This is a genomic window from Micromonospora sp. WMMD729, from assembly GCF_049315225.1.
Taxonomy (GTDB): domain Bacteria; phylum Actinomycetota; class Actinomycetes; order Mycobacteriales; family Micromonosporaceae; genus Micromonospora.
In genome coordinates, this window is the sequence record NZ_CP186059.1 from 3,730,493 (window position 1) to 3,748,086 (window position 17,594).

Here is a 17,594-nt window from a genome sequence, read left to right on the forward strand (position 1 = left end):
ATGTCCACCTTTCCTCGTTGTCGACTACGAGGATCGGCGGAACCGGGATAGCAGCGCGCTGTCCGAACGCTAAGGCCGGGTTAAGCCGGCGGGAGCGCCATCCGCATGAAGACGTCGGCGCGGGCGTACGGCGACAGCGGGATCTCGTCCGCTCCGACGTGCTGGAAGCCGGCCGTCTCGTAGAGGTGCACGGCGTTCGGGAGCTTGGTGCTGCTGACGAGGAACAGGGTGGCCGCGCCCAGCTGGCGGGCGCGTTCGATCGCCGCCGCGATGAGTTGGCGGCCGAGGCCCCTGCCGCGCGCCGCCGACGTCACCGCCATCTTCGACAACTCGAAGGCGCCCGCCGAGCTGTGCACCAGCGCGACACAGCCGACGATCTGCCCGCCGTCGCGGAGCACGAGCACGTCGCCGCCCGGTTCGACGATGGCGGCGAACGGGTCACCGAGCGTCCTGCGGTCCGACTCCTCAATGGCGAAGAAGCGGGAGATCCACTCTTCGTTGAGCGTCCGGAAGGCCGCGGCCTCCTCGGCTGTGGTCATCGACGCGACGGTCAGCGTGCTCGGCTTCATGAGCCGATTCTCCGGTCGCCGCCATTCGAACGTCCAATATCTTGTTTGGATTGATTCGTATCCTCGGCGTATGGATCCCGAGTTGCGCCACCTGCGGTACTTCGTCGCGGTCGCCGAGGAGCTGCACTTCGGCCGGGCCGCGGTGCGGCTGCGGATGGCCCAGCCGCCGCTGTCGCAGCAGATCCGTCAGCTCGAGGCGATGATCGGTACGCCGCTGTTCGTGCGCACCTCCCGGTCGGTGGCGCTGACGCCCGCCGGCGAGGCGTACCTCGTCCGGTGCCGGCGGGTGCTGGCCGCCGTCTCCGACGACGTGCACGAGGCGAGCCGCATCGGGCGCGGGGAGCAGGGGCGCTTCGACATCGGCTTCGTCAGTTCGGCGATCCAGCTCGGGCTGGCCGGGCCGATCCGTCGTTTCCGTGAGCGTCATCCGGCCGTCCACCTACGCCTGCACGAGGCGTACACGGCGAACATCGTCGACCGGCTGCTGAACGGGGAGGTCGATCTCGGCGTGGTCCGGGACCCGGACGACCATGACGACCTGGTCGGCACCACATTCGCCACCGAGTCCTTCGTCGCCGTCCTGCCGGCCGACCACCCACACGCCCGAGACCGCGCGATCGACGCCGAGGCGCTGCGGGACGACCCGTTCGTCTTCTTCCCACGGGTGGCCGGCGAGCGGGCCTACCAGCGCAACCTCCGGCCGTGCCTGGACGCCGGCTACACACCGCGGATCGTCCAGGACGCCGGCAGCTGGACCACTCTGGCGCACCTGGTCGCGGCCGGCCTCGGAGTGACGATCGCACCGGCGAGCATCACCGCCGTGGCACCCCCTCCGGTGGCGGTGCTGCCGTTGACCGGCACCGAGGCCACCACCGAGATGCGGATCCTGCGTCGCCGGGACGACGACCGGGTCACCTCGATCGGCTTCGGAACGGCTACAGCTAGCCGCGCCGGTTGAGTTCCGCCTCGAGGCGCTGGACGAGGGTCTTGCGGTCCTTGCCGGCGTGCTCGTTGCGCAGGGCGGTCCGGAGCTGTCGCGTGTCCAGGCCACGGACGAGTTTGCTGGCCTCGGCGACCGACATCTCCGACATCCGGCCGGCGGTGGTGGCGTCGCGTCGTGCCTTCTTCGCCGGGCCGGTGTTGGCGACGTACTGCCGGCCGGTGCGGGACGCCTCCCGCTTCTTGGTGTCGGTCGCGCGCTTCTGGCTCTCGGACATCTCGTCCCAGGCCTTCTTGGGCAGGTAACGGCTCGTCGTGCCGTCCTTGCGGGCGCGCGTGTCGCCCTCCTTCGTCTGCCACTTCTCGTTGCCCCAGCGCTGCAACGCCTTCTGCCGCTGGTCCTTTTCGCCCAGGAATCCGCCGCCGCGCCGCTTGTACTCCTGCGTCACCAGCTGTGACTTGCGTGCCGACCACTGACCGGGCTTCCCGCCCTTGTCGGACGCCTTGATCTCTTCCTTGATCTGCTCTCTGAGCTCGGGTTTCGTATACCGCGCCATGGCTGGCAGCTACCCGGCAGCGCAGCGGCTATGCCTCGCGCTGCGGCGGCGGGCCGAGCCGCAGCACCACCTGCGCCCCACCTTTCGGGCCGGAGCGCAGCTCCAGCCGGCCGCCACCGGCCTGGGCGGCGCGGCGGGCGATGTCCAGCCCGAGCCCGGTGGAGCCGGCCGCGCTGGCGCCCCGCTGGACGGCGCCCGGCGGCATCCCCGGGCCCTCGTCGGCGACGGTGAGCAGCACCTCGCCGGCGTCGGACACGAGCCGGACGGTGAACGGCGTGCCGTCGGGGGTGTGCGCGAAGACGTTGCCGAGCAGGGCGTCCACGGCGGCGGTCAGGTCGTCGGCGGCCACCCCGACGGTCAACGGGCCGGGGGCCAGGTCGAGGTGGACGGCCCGGCCGGTGTCCTCGGCGAGCACCGACCAGAACGCGACCCGGTCGGCGACGATCGCCGCGGCGTCGGACGCGACCGTGCCCGGCGCGGGGGCATGACGCCAGCGGGCCTGCTGGATGAGCCCGGTGACCGCGCGTTCGAGCCCGTCGGCGGCGGCCGCGATCCGGGCCGCGTCGTCCGGGTCGCGCAGCGACTCCGCCTCCAACCGCAGCGCGGTGAGGGGTGTGCGCAGCCGGTGGGACAGGTCGGCGACCTGCTCGCGCTCCTGGCGCAGGAGGACCTGGATGCGGCCGGCGAGGTGGTTGAGTGCTCCGGCGACCTCGCGCAGCTCGGCCGGGCCGGCGGGCACCACCCGGGCGTCCAGCTCAGCGTTCGCCAGCCGGTGCGACACGACGGACAGGTCGCTGATCGGCCGTACCAGCGTGCGCGCCAGCCGGTCGGCGACCGCCAGCCCGATCAGCACCAGCACCACACCGAGCAACGCCAGCACCAGCCAGGCGCGGGTCACCCCGGCGGTCAACTCCTGCCGGGGCACCACGATCCGGATCACGCCGGTGCCGTCCGCCCGGCCCTGCACGGCGATGACCACCTCCCGGCCGGCCGCCGACTCCCCGGTGAGGCTCTGCCCCCGTGCGGCCAGGGCCACCGCGGGCGTACGGGGCGCCTGGGCGCCGAGCACCGTGCCGTCGGGCAGGAAGACGCTGACCGGTCGGCCGGACTCGGCCGCGAGCTGTTCGACGGTGAGCCGGATGGTGGGCGCGTCGGCGGTGCCGACCACCGGCACGAGGCTCTGCGCGTCGGCGGTGGCCCGTACCGTCGCCCGGTCCTGGGCGACGGTACGCACGAGCAGGGCCAACGGCACCAGGAACGCGATAAGCGTGAGGACGCTGACCGCGGCGACCAGCAGCGCCAGTCGCGCCCTCACGGGCGGGCCGGGGGAGCTTCGAGGCGTACGCCGACGCCCCGCACGGTGTGCAGGTAGCGGGGTTGCTGGGCGGTCTCCCCCAACTTGCGGCGCAGCCAGGACAGGTGCACGTCGACGGTCTTGTCGGCCCCGCCGTACGGGATCTGCCAGACCTCGGTGAGCAACTCGCGTTTGGTGACCACCTGACCGGGCCGCCCGGCCAGGTGGTGCAGCAGGTCGAACTCGCGCGGCGTCAGCTCCACCAGCGTGCCGTCCAGGGTGACCTGCCGGGACCGGGGATCGACCCGCAGGCCACCCACCACGAGGGACACCTCCTGCGCGTCCGGCCCGGCGGGACCTCTGCGCAGCACCGCGCGGGCCCGCGCGTCGAGCTGCGCGGCGGTGAACGGCTTGACCACGTAGTCGTCGGCACCCGCGTCGAGGACCCGGACGATCTCCGCCTCGTCGTCCCGGGCGGTCGCCACGATGACCGGCACCGAACTGACCGCGCGCAGCATCCGCAGCAGCTCGCGTCCGTCCAGGTCGGGCAGGCCCAGGTCGAGCACCACCAGGTCGGGCCGGTCGTCCAGCGCGTCCCGCAGGCCCGCCATCGCGGTCGAGGCCGCGGCCACCGCGTGGCCGCGTTCCCGCAACGCCCGCAGCAGCGGGGTACGGATGGTCAGGTCGTCCTCGATGAGCAGCAGGCGGGCCACGCAGGCAGGCTAGCCGGTGCCGATGCCGGCGTGACGCGCCTTAACCGTGCCTTAGCCTCCGGATATGCCGACGACAACCGTGGATCGGGGATAGTCGGTGCCATGAGCCGTCGTTCGGTCCTCGTCGCCGTCGGGTGGATGACCACCGTCGCCGTGGCGACCCTGATCGGTGTGGGCGCGATCCGGCTGGTGGGCGAGAGCATCACCGGCACCCCGGGCGGGGTGCGCAGCGAGGCCGAGATCGAACGGGCACTCGCCGCCCCGGAGCCGACGCCCGGTGGCACCACGGGCGGGCCGTCCACGGCGAGTGCCGCGCCGAGCGCGAGCGCCGGGGTCCGCCGCAGTTTCGCCACCGGCGGCGGCACGGCCGTGGCCGAGTGCGGCCCCGACGGGGTACGCCTCGTGTCGTGGGCACCGGCGCAGGGCTACCGGGTGCACGAGGTGGACCGGGGCCCGGACGACGACGTCGAGGTCACCTTCGAGGGTTCGGCCGGTAAGCACGAGTTGAAGGTGCGCTGCATCGGCACCGAACCGGTGGCCGTCGCCGACGACTGACGAAACGAGCGGCGTGGCCGGCACGGAGACCCGTGCCGGCCACGTCGTGGTGGTGGTTCAGCTCGTGTACGCCTCGACCTCCCAGAGCGAATGGCCGTAGCCGGTCCCCCGGGCCGTGCCGTAGATGCGCAGGTAGCGGCCGTTCGCACCGAGGCCGCTGTGCTCGTCCACGCCACCGTCGGCGCCGGTCACCGTCTTCACGGTGGTCCAGGTGGTGCCGTCGTTGGAGGTCTGGATCTGGTAGGCGCTGCTGTAGGCGGCCTCCCAGGCGAGCTTGACCCGCCCGATCGCGGTCGGGGTGCCCAGGTCGACGCGGATCCACTGCGGGTCGGAGAACGCGCTCGACCAGCGGGTGGCGAGGTTGCCGTCGACGGCCTGGGCGCCGCCCACGTCGGCCCCCTCGGTGCTGGAGGTCGTCGTCGGCTTGTTCAGCAGCAGGTTGCCTCCGGTCGGGGTGCCGGTGCCGCCGTACACCTCGAACTCGTAGAGCGAGTAGCCCCAGGCCGTGCCGCGACCGGTACCGAGGAGGCGGACGTACCGGCCGGAGCCGGTGAGCCCGGTCAGGTCGTCCACCCCGCCGTCGCCGCCGGTCACCGTGCGGATCGTGGTGAAGGTGACGCCGTCGGTCGAGGTCTGGATCTGGTACGCGCTGCCGTACGCGGCCTCCCAGGTCAGCTTGACCCGGCTGAGGGCGTACGTCGCGCCGAGGTCCACGTCGATCCACTGCGGGTCGCCGAAGGCGCTGCCCCAGCGGGTGCCGGCCACCCCGTCGAACGCGTTGGCCGCGACGAAGGCGCCCTCGTAGCTGGAGGCTCGTGCCGGCTTGCCCTTGGCCAGGTTCGTGCCCGTGCCGGGATCCGGGTCCGGGTCCGGGCCGGGCCCGCCGGGGCTGGTGGAGAGGGTGAACTCGTCGATGTCGAACCACGGCCCGGTGCCCTTGAAGACCAGGTACAGCGTCCGGGTGCCGGTCGGCGCGGTCACGCCGCCGGTGACGGTGGCGAAGTTCGCGTACCCACCGGTGGAGGTGACCGTCGCCGAGCCCACCAGCGGTCCGGTGGGTGAGTCGACGCGCAGCTCCAGCGTTCCGCCGCCGCCGGCCGGCGCGCCGACCCGGGCGCTGAACGACTGGACGCCGGTCAGGTTGTACGGACGGAACGAGATCCAGTCGTTGTTGTCGATGTAGCCGACCGCTGCCCCGCCGTGCCCGGCGGCCCCGGCGACGATCTGCACGCCGGACGAGTCACCGAAGTGCTCGGCCTGACGGACCCGGGGTTGCAGCACCGCCTGGGTGTGCGTGGTCAGCGCCGGCTGGCCGCCCCCGCCCAGGTCGGTGTACTCGGCGTCGATGATGCCGAAGATGTTCGCCGCGCTGTCGTGCTCGCCGTCGGCCGAGGTCTGGATGACCCCGGTGCAGCCCTGCGCGCTGCCGAGCTGGTGGCCGTGCGAATCGTGCCCGAGGACGTAGTTCACCTTCACCCGGGCGCAGTTGACGGTGCCGTCCTGGGCGTCGGTGACCGTGACGGAGAACGGGATCGCGTCCCCGAAGGTGAAGGTCTGCCCGTTCAACGGGGTGTTCACGGTGACCACCGGCGCGCTGTTGCCGACGGTGACGACCACGCTCGCGGTGGCGGTCTTGCCGGTGGTGTCCCGCACGGTCAGCGTCGGGCTGCGGGTGCCGTTGGTGGTGTACGTGAAGCTCGGGTTCGCGGCGGTCGAGTCGGTGGTGCCGTTGTTGTCGAAGTCCCAGGCGTAGGTGAACGGGTCGCCGTCCGGGTCGAGGGTGCCGGCCGAGGAGAACGCCACGGTCAGCGGCGCGGTGCCGCTGGTCGGAGTGGCGGTGACCTTCGGGACGGGCGCCCGGCCACCGCGGGCGTACTCGATGCGGTAGAGCGCCGAGTTGGCGTCGCCGTTGAACCAGCCGGTGCCGTAGTCGAGCACATAGAGGGCGCCGTCCGGGCCGAACTCCATGTCCATGACCTGGGTGCCGGTCCACGGGAACGGGTTGATCTTCAACGGTTGACCGGTGGAGTCGAGCTTGACGTTCTTGATCCAACGGCGGCCGAACTCACCGGCGAAGAAGGTGCCGTCGTAGTACTGCGGGAACGCCACGGGCGAGGTGTTGTTCGGGTCGTACCGGTAGACCGGGCCGGCCATCGGCGACAGGCCGCCGCCGGTGAACTCGGGCGGCGAGCCGGAGCCGCCGTACGGCAGCCAGGCCGGGATGGCCGGCGGGAGTTGGGTGATGCCGGTGTTGTTGGGCGAGTCGTTGACGGGCCCGCCGGCGCAGTTGAACTTCGGCCCGGACGGCCCGGACGGGAAGGTGTAGTCGTTGTAGGCGTCGTTGCGGGCGGTGCAGTACGGCCAGCCGTAGAATCCCGGCCGGTCGATCCGGGCGAACTCGACGTTGCCCGCCGGCCCCCGGTTCGGGTCGGCGGTGCCCGCGTCGGGGCCGTAGTCACCGAGGTAGACGATGCCGGTGGCCTTGTCCACGCTCATCCGGAACGGGTTACGGAAGCCCATGGCGTAGATCTCCGGACGCGTCCGGGCCGTACCCGGCGTGAACATGTTGCCGGCCGGGATGGTGTAGCCGCCCGCCGCGCTCGGCTTGATGCGCAGCACCTTGCCGCGCAGATCGTTGCTGTTCGCCGAGGTGCGCTGCGCGTCGAAGGCCGGGTTGCGGCCGGACCGCTCGTCGATCGGGGTGAAGCCGGCCGAGTCGAACGGGTTGGTGTCGTCCCCGGTGGACAGGTAGAGGTTGCCGGCCGCGTCGAAGTCCATGTCGCCGCCGACGTGACAGCACATGCCCCGGCTGGTGGGCACGTTGAGGATCAGCGTCTCGCTGGCCATGTTGATGGTGTTGTCGGCGTTCACGGTGAAGCGGGACAGCCGGTTGACCCCGTCCCAGACGGCGAAGTCGGCAGCCGTGCCGGTGGCCGGCGCGCCGCCGCCGGGGGTGCTCAACGGGGGCGCGTAGTACGCGTACACCCAACGGTTGGTGGCGAAGTTGGGGTCGGCCTTGATGCCCTGTAGCCCTTCCTCGTCGCCGGAGTAGACGGCGAGGGTGCCGGCGACCTTGGTGTTGCCGGCGGCGTCGGTGTGCCGGATGACGCCGTTGCGGGAGGTGTGCAGCACGCCCCGGTCGGGCAGCACGGTGAGGCTCATCGGCTCGCCGGTCTCGGCCACGCCCTTGGCCAGCTCCACCTGCTGGAAGTTGCTGGTGACCGTCGGGCCGCAGTCCGCGGTCACCGCCCCGGCCGCGGTCTGGATGCCACCGAGCAGGTGCTGACGGAAGGCCGCGTCGGCGTACGAGGCGTCGGTGTGACCGAGGCCGGTGTACCAGGCCCGGCCGCCGGAGTAGTTCTGGCACCAGGAGATCGGGTGGTCGTACCCCATGCTGCCGCCGGTGTAGGTGCTCTCGTCGAGGGTGGCCAGCACGTGCACGGCGCCCCGGGGGTTGGCGCGGTAGTTGTACAGCTCGTCGAAGCGGCTCCACCGCTGCGGCAGCCCCTTGGTGGACGGGTGCACCTGGTCGGCGACCGTCACGGTGGCGGTCTGCTCGGCCGGATGCGAGGCGAAGTACGCGCCGACGAGCCCGCCGTACCACGGCCAGTCGTACTCGGCGTCCGAGGCGGAGTGCACGCCCACGTACCCACCGCCGGCGGTGATGTAGCGCTCGAAGCTCGCCTGCTGGGCGGCGTTGAGCACGTCGCCGGTGGTGGACAGCCAGATCACCGCCGCGAACCGGGCGAGGTTGGCATCGGTGAACTGGGCGGCATCCTCGGTGGCCTCGACGGTGAAGCCGTTGGCCGCGCCGAGCTGCTGGATCGCCGCGATGCCCGGCGTGATGGAGCCGTGCCGGAATCCGGCGGTCTTGCTGAAGACCAGGACGGTGTACGGGGCGGCGCTGGCCGCCGGTGGCGTGGCGACGACGCCGCCCAACACGAGGATCGCGCTCAACACAGCGCCGAGCCATGCTCTCGGGGATCTGCGCACGGATAGGTCCTTTCGCGGACGACGTGCGCCGATCACGCCGGTGGTGGTGAGGTGCATGCATCGTTACGGGTCGATTACCACCTCGTCAAGGACTTCCGCACTATTCGAGAGAGCGCTATCTCGGCAGGTCAGAGCGACTCCGGCAAGGAAGATCCAATTACGGTTTCCGGGTGGGTCCGCGCGGCGTCCCGGCGCAGGGCGGGCAGCGTCGGCGCGAGCGCCACGAGCATGCAGAGGCCGCCCAGCGGCAGCAGGTCGAGCGTGACGACCGGCAGGAGGATGCCGACGAGCAGCAGGGCCACACTCCACCAGGGCAGCAGCCGGCGGGCCGCGAGCATGCCCGCGAGGACGAGCAGACCGAGGAAGAACAACTGGGGTACGACGTCGTAGACCACCACCTCGACGCCGGGCAGGTCCTTGAAGTCCGCGCCGAGCGCCGACATCTCCGCCCGGTCGGCGGCCAGCAGACCCTCGACGATGTCCGCGCCGAACTGCACCATCGTGGCGGCGAGCCCGACCAGCGTGCCGGCCACGACCGACGTACGCCACCGGCTGGGGCGCAGCAGGCCGGCCAGCGCCAGCACCACCGGCACGAAGAACACCATGCCCGCGAGGCCGACCAGGTGGGCGGCCTGCCAGTCGAACCCGGGACCGTACGTCCCGTCGGACCTAGCCCAGAGGCGTACGAGCCCGTAGCCCACGATGCAGGCCGGCCCGGCGATCACGAAGAATGCGGTGCGTCTCATGAACGCCATCATTCGGCCGTCCACAGGTGTCCGGACTCCGGGCAGAGCCCCGGTACGGCCCCTGGTTTGCGGCTCAGGTGTTCCACCGAGCGACCCTGAGCCCGTGATCCCCTATAGTCGCGCGGTGGGCACGGAACGGGTGCGGCAGGCGTACGGCGCGGTCGCGGATCTGTACATCGAACTGTTCGGCACCCGCGAGCAGGTGCACCCCGACGACCTCGCCTTCGTCGGGCGGCACCTGACGGGTCTGTCGGGGCCGGTGCTCGACCTGGGCTGCGGCCCCGGCCACCTCACCGACCACCTACGGTCGCTGGGCGCCGACGCGACCGGCATCGACATCGTGCCCGAGTTCATCGCCCACGCCCGGGCGACCCACCCGGACGGCAGCTACCGCCTCGGGTCGTTGGACGACCTCGACGTGGCCGACCACTCCGTCGCCGGCATCCTGGCCTGGTACTCGCTGATCCACCTGCCGCCGGAGCGCCTCGACGGTGTCCTGACGACATTCCGACGGGCCCTGACCTCGTCCGGAGCGTTGGTGCTGGGTCTCTTCTCCGGCGACGAGGTCGACGCCTTCGACCACAAGGTGACCACCGCGTACCGGTGGCCGGTCGACGAGATCTCCGGACGGTTGACGAGGGCCGGCTTCACCGAGGTCGAGCGCCTGGAACGCCCCGACGGCGGCCCGCACCGGCCGCACTACGCCATCGCGGCCACCGCCGTCGACTGAGTCGGGGCGGCCGCGCGCAGCGGACACCGGTAGGAACGCTCAGCCGACGCTAAGACCGCCCTCAAGGCCCGTTCCTAGCGTGTGCGGGCATGGCGACACCACCCGTAACACCGCCGACGACCGCCGACGTCACCGCCTGGTTGAGCTGCGTCGCGCCCCGCCCGGCCGCCCGGCTGCGGCTCGTGTGCCTGCCGTACGCCGGGGCCGGCGGCGGCGCGTACCGGCCGTGGGCCGCCCTGCTGGGCGACGACGTGGAGGTGTGGACCGCGCAGTTGCCGGGTCGTGAGCGTCGGCTGGCCGAGGAACCCCTGCACACGATGGACGACCTGGTACCGCCGCTCGTCGACGCGATCGCCGCGCGGGTGCCGACGCCGTTCGCGATCTTCGGGCACAGCATGGGCGGCCTCATCGGGTACGAGGTGACGGCCCGCTTGATCGCGCGGGGTGGCCCGACGCCGCAGCGGCTGGTGGTGTCGGCGGCCCGTCCACCGCGCGACGCCGCACCGCTCGGTACGGCGCACCGCCTCGACGACGCCGCGCTGACCCGCTGGTTGGTCGACCTGGGCGGCATCCCCGACGAGGTGCTCGCCGATCCCGGCCTGCTGGAACTGATCCTGCCCACCGTGCGGGCCGACCTGAACGTGGTCGCGTCGTACCGGCCGGCGACCGCACCGCCGCTGCCGCTGCCCGTGGACGCGGTGGCGGCCGCCGACGACCCCCTGGTCGGCCCGGACGAGGTGGCCGGCTGGGCGGCCTGCACCGCCGCCGGTTTCTCGCTGACCGTCGTGCCGGGCGGTCATCTCTACCTGCACGACACGCCTCCCCCGCTGTCCCGCCTGCTCGACGGCGGGCCGGCCGCCGACCGCGCGTACGTCGAAGGGGCCACCCGATGACCCAGGACCTGCACCCGGACCTCGCCGACCTCACCCCCGAGCAGCGGGAGCTGCTGGCCCTGCGACTGCGCCAGGCCCGTGCCACCCAGGGCCACGCCAGCCAGGCCCGCGCCGATCCGACACCCGCGGCCAGCTATCCGCTCTCCTTCACCCAGGAGCAACTGTGGTTCCTGGACCGGTTGGAGCCCGGCACGCCCGTCTACAACGTGCCCTTCGCCGAGCGGATCACCGGTCCGCTCGACGTGGCGGCGCTGCACCGCGCGGTCAACGCCGTGGTGGCCCGACACGACGCGCTGCGGATCGTGTTCGCGACCGTCGACGGCACCGTCACCCAGCGGGTGTCGGACGCGCTGGAGGTGCCGCTGCCGCTGCTCGACCTGAGCGGACTACCGGCGTCGGAGCGGGCGGCGGCGGCCGAGCGGGAGATCGCGGCGCACGCGGCGGTCCACTTCGACCTGACCAGCGGGCCGCTGCTCGCGGCACGGCTGGTCACCCTCGCGGACGACGAGCACCTGCTGCTGGTGACCGCGCACCACATCGTCTTCGACGCCTGGTCGGCGGGGGTGTTCGTCGAGGAACTGGTGCGCTGGTACGGCGAGTTCGCCGGGGACGCCCCGGCGGGACTGCCGGCGCTGCCCACCCGGTTCGTGGCGCACGTCGCCGCCCGTCGCCGGCCGGAGGCCGAACGGGAGCTGGCGGGGCACCTGGCGCACTGGCGGGAACGGCTCGCCTCGGCGCCGGCCCGCTCCACACTGCCACCGGACCGGCCCCGGCCGCCGGTGCAGACCCATCGGGGCCGGAGCCTGCCGTTCACGATCGACGCCGAGCTGACCGACGCCCTCGGCGGGTTGGCCCGCCGCGCCGGGGCCACCGTCAACGCGGTGGTCCTCGCCGGGTTGACCGCCCTGCTGCGCCAGGCCACCGGCCAGGAGGATCTGCTGCTCGGGATGCCCGCCGCCGGTCGGGCGAGCACCGATCTGGAACCGCTGATCGGCTGCTTCGCCACCATGCTGGTGCTGCGGGTGGACACCGGCGGCGACCCGAGCGTGCGCGACCTCGTCCGCCGGGTGCACCGGACGGTCAGTGAGGCGTACGCCCACCAGGAGGCCCCGTACGCGCGGGTGGTGGAGGAGGTCCGCCCGGTCCGCGACCCGAGCGTGAACCCGCTCTTCCAGGTGTTGGCGACCATGACCGACGGCGGCGTACGGCAGCGGCAGGCGGCCGGGGCGACGTTCCGTCCGGTGCCGGCGGAGAGCGGCCTCACGGACTTCGACCTGTTCGTCAGCCTCACCGTGGACGGGGACCGGATCGACGGCGCGGTCGACTTCAACGCCGACCTGTACCTCGACGAGACGATCGCCGCCACTGTGGGCCGACTGCCCGAGCTGCTGCGCGCCCTGGTGGACGACCCGGACCGCCCACTGTCGGCGGTGCCCGGGCTGCGCCGGCAGCGGATCGCGCTGGCGGCCACCTTCACCGTGGACCCGCTGCGCGACCCGGTGGAGTTCTGGCTGCGTTTCCTGCGCGTACCCGCGTCGGTGGAGCTGGTCGGGTACGGCCAGTTGGTGGCCCACCTGCTGGCCGGGCCGACCGTCGACGCCACGGTCTGCCTGCTGCGGTGGGAGGACTGGCTGCGCCGGCAGGACCAGACCGTCGGTGCTCTCGACGCGGCGGTTGACGACCTCGACGCGGCGGTCGCGGCGTACCGGCGGCGGACCGACGCCCCGCTGCTGCTGGTGGTCTGCCCCGCGTCGCCGCGCGCGGCCGGCCAGGAACACGGCCGGCTCGACGACCGGCTGGCCGCGCTGGCGGCGCGTACCCCGGGGGTGCACGTCGTCTGGGCGGCCGACCACGCCCGCGCCTACCCGGTCGGCGAGGTGGACGACGAGGGCGCGGACGAGTTGGGCCACGTCCCGTACACCGCTGAGTACTTCGCGGCGCTGGGCACGATCGTGCTGCGCGAGCTGCGGCGGCTCGCCGGTCAGCCGCGCCGGCTCGTGCTGGTCGACGCCGAGCGGTTGCCGGTCGACCGGCTCGCCGCCGCGCTGCCCGGCCACGAGGTGCGGGCGTACACGGCGGAAGCGCTCGCCGCCGCCGAACCGGCCACCACGGTGGTCCTCGACACCGACCCGCAGGCCGTGGCGGCGCTGCGCGGCGAGCACCCGGGTGTGCTGGCGCTGGCCGTGCCCGCCTCGTGGGACGAGCTGCGCCGGCTGCTCGCCCACGTCTGGCCGCTGGACCCGCCGGTGCCGAGCGCCGGGTTGAGTGAGTTGTGCACGCCGATCGGGTCCGAGCGGGCCGCGTACGTCGTCGAGGAGTTGGCCACCGCCGCGGCGGTCGCCGAGCGGAGCCGGCCGGCGCCGGTCCGCACCGCCGCGGACGACGAGATCGTCTTGCCGCGCACCCCCACCGAGGAGCGGCTCGCCGGTCTCTGGGCCGCCGCGCTCGGTGTCGAACAGGTCGGCGTGACGAGCGACTTCTTCGGCCTCGGTGGACACTCGCTGCTCGCCACCGGTCTGCTCTCGCAGGTGCAGGCCGAGTTCGGTCGGGAGGTGTCGCTCTACACCCTGTTCACCAACCCGACCGTGGCCGGGCTCGCCGCCGTGCTGGACGCCGATGAGGACGCCACCGCGCTCGCCCCGCTCACCCCCGCCCCGGCGGGTACGCCGGCGGTGGCGTCCTCGGCGCAGGTCCGGCTCTGGGCGCTCGACCAGCTCGACGACGACGTGGTGCGGCACAACACCACGGCCGCCGTCGAGCTGCGCGGCGATCTCGACAAGACCTCGCTGCGCCGGGCGTTCGACGACGTGCTGGCCCGGCACGAGGTGTTGCGGACCACCTTCCGGGGCCGCGACGGCGAACCCGAGCCGGTGCTCCACCCGCACGTCGACCCGTGGCTGGAGACGCTGGACCTGACCGCGCTGCCGGCGGCGAAGCAGGCCCGGGCGCTGCGCCGAGCGGCCGCCGAGCTGGCCGCGCACCGGTACGACCTGGCGGCCGGGCCGCTGGTGCGCGCCCGCCTGCTGCGGCTGCCCGAGCAGCGTTGGCACCTGCTGATCGGTATGCACCACATCGTCTGCGACAACACCTCGTGGAGCATCCTGCTCGACGAGCTGGCCGCCCGGTACGCCCACCACGCCACCGGCGTCGACCGGCCACTGCCGCCGCTGCCCGTGCAGTTCACCGACTACGCCCGCCACCAGCGCGACTGGCTGGCGTCCAGCGCCGTCGAGCCGCACCTGGCGTACTGGCGCAAGCGGCTGGCCGACGCGCCACCCCTGCTCGACCTGTCCACCGACCATTCCCGCCCCGACGAGCCCTCGGACGTCGCCGGCTACCAGGCCCAGCGGCTGGGCACAGGGCTCGGCGCGGCCGTGCGCGAGCTGGCCCGGGCGGAGGGGGTCACCCCGTTCGCCGTCCTGCTGGCCGGCTTCGCGGCCCTGCTGCACGCCGAGAGCGGACAGGGCGACCTGGTGCTCGGCACACCCACCGCCGGCCGGGAACGCGCCGAGCTGGCCCCGCTGATCGGGTGCTTCGCGGACCTGCTGCCGCTGCGGATGGACACGGCGGGACGGCCCACGTTCCGCCAGCTCGTCACCCGGGCCCACCGCACGGCGCGGGAGGCGTACCGGCACCAGGGGTTGCCGTTCGCGACCATCGTGGAGGCGCTGCGGCTGCCCCGGCAGGCCGCGTACCACCCGCTGTTCCAGTGCGTGCTGAACGTCCTCGACGGCGCCGACGAGCTGCCGGAGTTCGCCGGGCTGACCGCCACGCCGGTCGAGGTGCCGAGCGCCGGTGTCGACTTCGACCTGTTCCTCAGCGTCACCTGGCAGGGCGACGACCTGCACGCCGACCTGGCGTACCGGGCCGACCTGTTCACCCCGGAGCGGATGGTGCGGCTGCTCACCGGGCTCGCCCGGGTGCTCGACGACGGGCTGCGTCGACCGGACGCGCCGATCGGCGCGGGTCGGCGTGCGCCGGCGTCCCGGCGCACGACGCCGCCCGCGCCCCGGCTGGTGGTCGGCGGCACCGTCGAGGTGCCACGGCTCGCGGAGACCGTCCGCTTCTGGGCCGGGCTGCTGCACCTGCCGCACACCCTGGAACAGGTCGAGCCCGGCGCGCTGCTGCGGCTGCTGCGCGACCCGGCCGCCGGCCTGGCGACCGGCCGGCGCGACAGCAACGCGCTGGTCCTGCGCTGGGAGGACCGGCTCACCCCCGGTCCGTTCGCGGCGGGCATCGTCGCACTGCGCGACTTTCACGCCGAGCTGCTGGCGGCCCTGGACGTGCACCGGGCGCACAGCGCGGCGGCGCTGACGATCGCGGTCTGCCCGCCGTCGCCGCCGTACCGGACGGCACCGTGGAACGCGGTCTTCGCGGAGCTGACCGCGCGGCTGGCCCAGGCCCGGCCGGACGTCGACGTCGTCGCGATCGAGGGGTGGGCGCGGCGCTACCGGGTGCCGGAGCTGCCCGACGACGCCTGGTCGCCGGAGCTGGCGGCGGTCACCGCGACGCTGCTGGTGCGGCGGGCGGTGCGGCATCCCGCGCTGCGCCGGCTGGTCGTACCGGCCGGGCCGGCGCACCGGCAGGCCGAGCTGGCACGGCTGCTCGCCGCCCAGGCCCGCGCCGGGCGCGAGCTGCTGCTCACCACGACGCCGCAGCGCGCCGAGCTGTCCGCGCTGGTCACCGCCGGGATCATCGGGTACGCCCCGACCCCCGCCACCGACGCGGCCACCCTGCTCCTGCATCCGGACTCCGTACCCGCGCCGCCCGACGTCCCGGCGCTGCCCGTCGACGAGCGAATCGGGCCGGTCGAGGTGCTGCGCGGTCTCTGGTCGCTGGACGCCCGGACCACCGTGGACGGCGACGCGCCCGTCGACCGGATTCCCGCCGCGCTGCTGGCCGAGGTGGCCACCGAGCTGGCTGACGCGGCGGCGGTACGCGACGCGGTCACCGACGGGTACCGGCGCTCGGCCGACCGGGCCGCCGCCGCGCCGCGCACCGAGCGGGAACGACAGCTCGTGGCGATCTGGTCGGAGCTGCTGCGCACCAACCAGCTCGGCATCACCGACGACTTCTTCGCCTCGGGCGGCGACTCGCTGCTCGCGATGCAGCTCGTGGCCCGCTGCGCGGCGGCCGACATCCACATCACCCCCCGACAGCTCGTCCGCCACCCCACGGTGGCCGAACTGGCCGCCAGCCTCGGGGAGGCGACCGCGTCGCCGCAGGCCGAGCAGGGCGAGGTGCACGGCGACGCCCCGCTGACCGGCGCGCAGCGCTGGTTCACCGACGTCATCGCCCCCACCATGGATCGGCCCGCCCTGTTCAACCACCCCTACTACCTCGAACTGGCCCGGCCGCTCCCGACCGGCCTGGTCCGCGAGGCGGTACGCCGGTTGGTGGCCCAGCACGACGCGCTGCGGCTGCGGCTGACCCGGCAGGCGGACGGGAGCTGGCGTCAGCACCACGCCGACCCGGCCGACGCCGTGCCGTTCGTCAGCCACGACCTGACCGGGCTCGCTGTCGACGAGCGGACGGCGGCGGTCGAGGCCCACTGCGCCGAGGCGCAGACCGCCCTGGACCTCACGGCCGGCCCGCTGGCCCGGGTGGCGCACTTCCGGCTCGGCCCGGAGCTGCCCGACCGGCTCCTGCTCGTCAACCACCATCTCGTCGTCGACGCGGTCTCCCGGGGCGTCCTGCTGGCCGACCTGGAGACGCTCTGCGACCAGCTCGAACGCGGCGTCGAGCCGGCCCTGCCCGCCAAGACCACGTCGTACCGGGACTGGGCGCGGCGGCTGGCCGGGTACGCCGGCTCGTCGGAACTGCGCGCGCAGCTGCCGTTCTGGCTGGCCCAGGCCGACGAGGGGGTGCTGTCCCGGTTGGCCGACGAGCCGACCGCCACGCCGTTCCGCCTCGGTGACCTGGGCCTGGCCACCGTGACCCTGGACGAGACCGCGACCCGGGGACTGCACGCCGCCGCCCGTCGGCTGCGCGCCAGCGTGCGGGACCTGCTGGTGTGGGCCGTGGTGGACACCGTCGCGGGGCGGACCGGCGGCGCGGTGACCGTCGCCACCACCGGCCACGGTCGGGAGCCGCTCTTCGACGACGTCGACGTCAGCCGCACCACGGGCTGGTTCCAGGTGCTGTACCCGCTGCGCCTGGAGCTGCCCACGACCGCCGACGCGACCCGCTCGGTCCGCTCGGTGATCCGCCAGCTCGGCCGCGTCCCGGACAACGGCATCGGGTACGCGTTGCTGCGGCACCTCTGCCCCGACGACGACGTGCGCGCCCGGCTGGCCGCCACCGCGCCGCCGATGGTGGCGGTCAACTACATGGGCGGGTACGGCTTCGACGACGTCGCCCCGGCCAACCACCTGCTCGACGTCTGCGCGGCGCCGTTCGGCCCGACCGAGGACCCCGACGGGCACTGGCCCTTCCCCTTCGACGTGACGGGGTCGCTCACCGGCCCCGAGCTGCGCGTCGATCTGAGCTACGCCACTCCGGCCTTCCGGCCGGAGACCGCTGAGAACCTGCTCGACGGCATCCGGCACGGCCTGCTGCGCCTGGCCGGACGCCCCGGGCAACCGCCACGGCAGTAGGAGGAGACC

The 17,594-nt window shown here is 73.5% G+C and carries 11 protein-coding genes; 5 read left to right on the top strand and 6 right to left on the bottom strand.

Translation table 11 applies throughout. The annotated features are described in order from the left end of the window. Window positions 1–80: 80 nt before the first annotated feature. A complete protein-coding gene (locus ACN263_RS17180) occupies window positions 81–752 on the bottom strand; it encodes a GNAT family N-acetyltransferase (RefSeq protein ID WP_422740730.1) in 672 nt (223 codons plus the stop codon). Here ACN263_RS17180 and ACN263_RS17185 point away from each other — a divergent pair. Next, complete coding sequence (locus ACN263_RS17185; protein ID WP_422735332.1) at window positions 640–1,527, top strand: LysR substrate-binding domain-containing protein; 888 nt, start codon at window positions 640–642, stop codon at window positions 1,525–1,527. The genes ACN263_RS17180 and ACN263_RS17185 overlap by 113 nt on opposite strands. Here the strand turns inward: ACN263_RS17185 and ACN263_RS17190 are convergent. Genes ACN263_RS17190 through ACN263_RS17200 form a run of 3 tightly spaced genes read right to left on the bottom strand, consistent with a single transcriptional unit; the run spans window position 1,511 to window position 4,072 of the window. After that, window positions 1,511–2,065, bottom strand: coding sequence for a DUF5872 domain-containing protein (locus ACN263_RS17190; protein WP_422735333.1), 555 nt, complete (start codon window positions 2,063–2,065; stop codon window positions 1,511–1,513). The genes ACN263_RS17185 and ACN263_RS17190 overlap by 17 nt on opposite strands. Window positions 2,066–2,093: 28 nt before the next feature. Next, window positions 2,094–3,380, bottom strand: a complete 1,287-nt coding sequence (locus ACN263_RS17195) for an ATP-binding protein (RefSeq protein ID WP_422735335.1) — start codon at window positions 3,378–3,380, stop codon at window positions 2,094–2,096. After that, window positions 3,377–4,072, bottom strand: coding sequence for a response regulator transcription factor (locus tag ACN263_RS17200; RefSeq protein WP_422735336.1), 696 nt, complete (start codon window positions 4,070–4,072; stop codon window positions 3,377–3,379). The genes ACN263_RS17195 and ACN263_RS17200 overlap by 4 nt, the downstream gene beginning before the upstream one ends. A gap of 102 nt (window positions 4,073–4,174) precedes the next feature. On the opposite strand from ACN263_RS17200, the gene ACN263_RS17205 reads away from it, so the two are divergent. Beyond that, the gene (locus ACN263_RS17205) at window positions 4,175–4,627 is read left to right on the top strand and encodes a septum formation initiator (RefSeq protein WP_422735337.1); all 453 of its coding nucleotides are present in this window, start codon (window positions 4,175–4,177) and stop codon (window positions 4,625–4,627) included. A 57-nt stretch (window positions 4,628–4,684) separates the two neighbouring features. Here the strand turns inward: ACN263_RS17205 and ACN263_RS17210 are convergent, their stop codons facing one another. Then, window positions 4,685–8,620, bottom strand: coding sequence for a ThuA domain-containing protein (locus ACN263_RS17210; RefSeq protein ID WP_422735338.1), 3,936 nt, complete (start codon window positions 8,618–8,620; stop codon window positions 4,685–4,687). 128 nt (window positions 8,621–8,748) lie between these two features. Next, on the bottom strand, window positions 8,749–9,366 hold the full coding sequence (locus tag ACN263_RS17215) for a hypothetical protein (RefSeq protein WP_422735339.1): 618 nt from the start codon (window positions 9,364–9,366) through the stop codon (window positions 8,749–8,751). 124 nt (window positions 9,367–9,490) lie between these two features. Between ACN263_RS17215 and ACN263_RS17220 the strand changes: the two genes are divergently transcribed. From ACN263_RS17220 to ACN263_RS17230, 3 genes are all read left to right on the top strand, one after another. Beyond that, entirely contained in the window at window positions 9,491–10,096 is a 606-nt protein-coding gene (locus tag ACN263_RS17220) for a class I SAM-dependent DNA methyltransferase (protein WP_422735341.1), read from the top strand. An 89-nt stretch (window positions 10,097–10,185) separates the two neighbouring features. Then, on the top strand, window positions 10,186–10,989 hold the full coding sequence (locus tag ACN263_RS17225; RefSeq protein ID WP_422735342.1) for a thioesterase II family protein: 804 nt from the start codon (window positions 10,186–10,188) through the stop codon (window positions 10,987–10,989). After that, the gene (locus tag ACN263_RS17230) at window positions 10,986–17,585 is read left to right on the top strand and encodes a condensation domain-containing protein (protein WP_422735343.1); all 6,600 of its coding nucleotides are present in this window, start codon (window positions 10,986–10,988) and stop codon (window positions 17,583–17,585) included. Before ACN263_RS17225 ends, ACN263_RS17230 begins: the two co-directional genes overlap by 4 nt. Window positions 17,586–17,594: the final 9 nt, after the last annotated feature.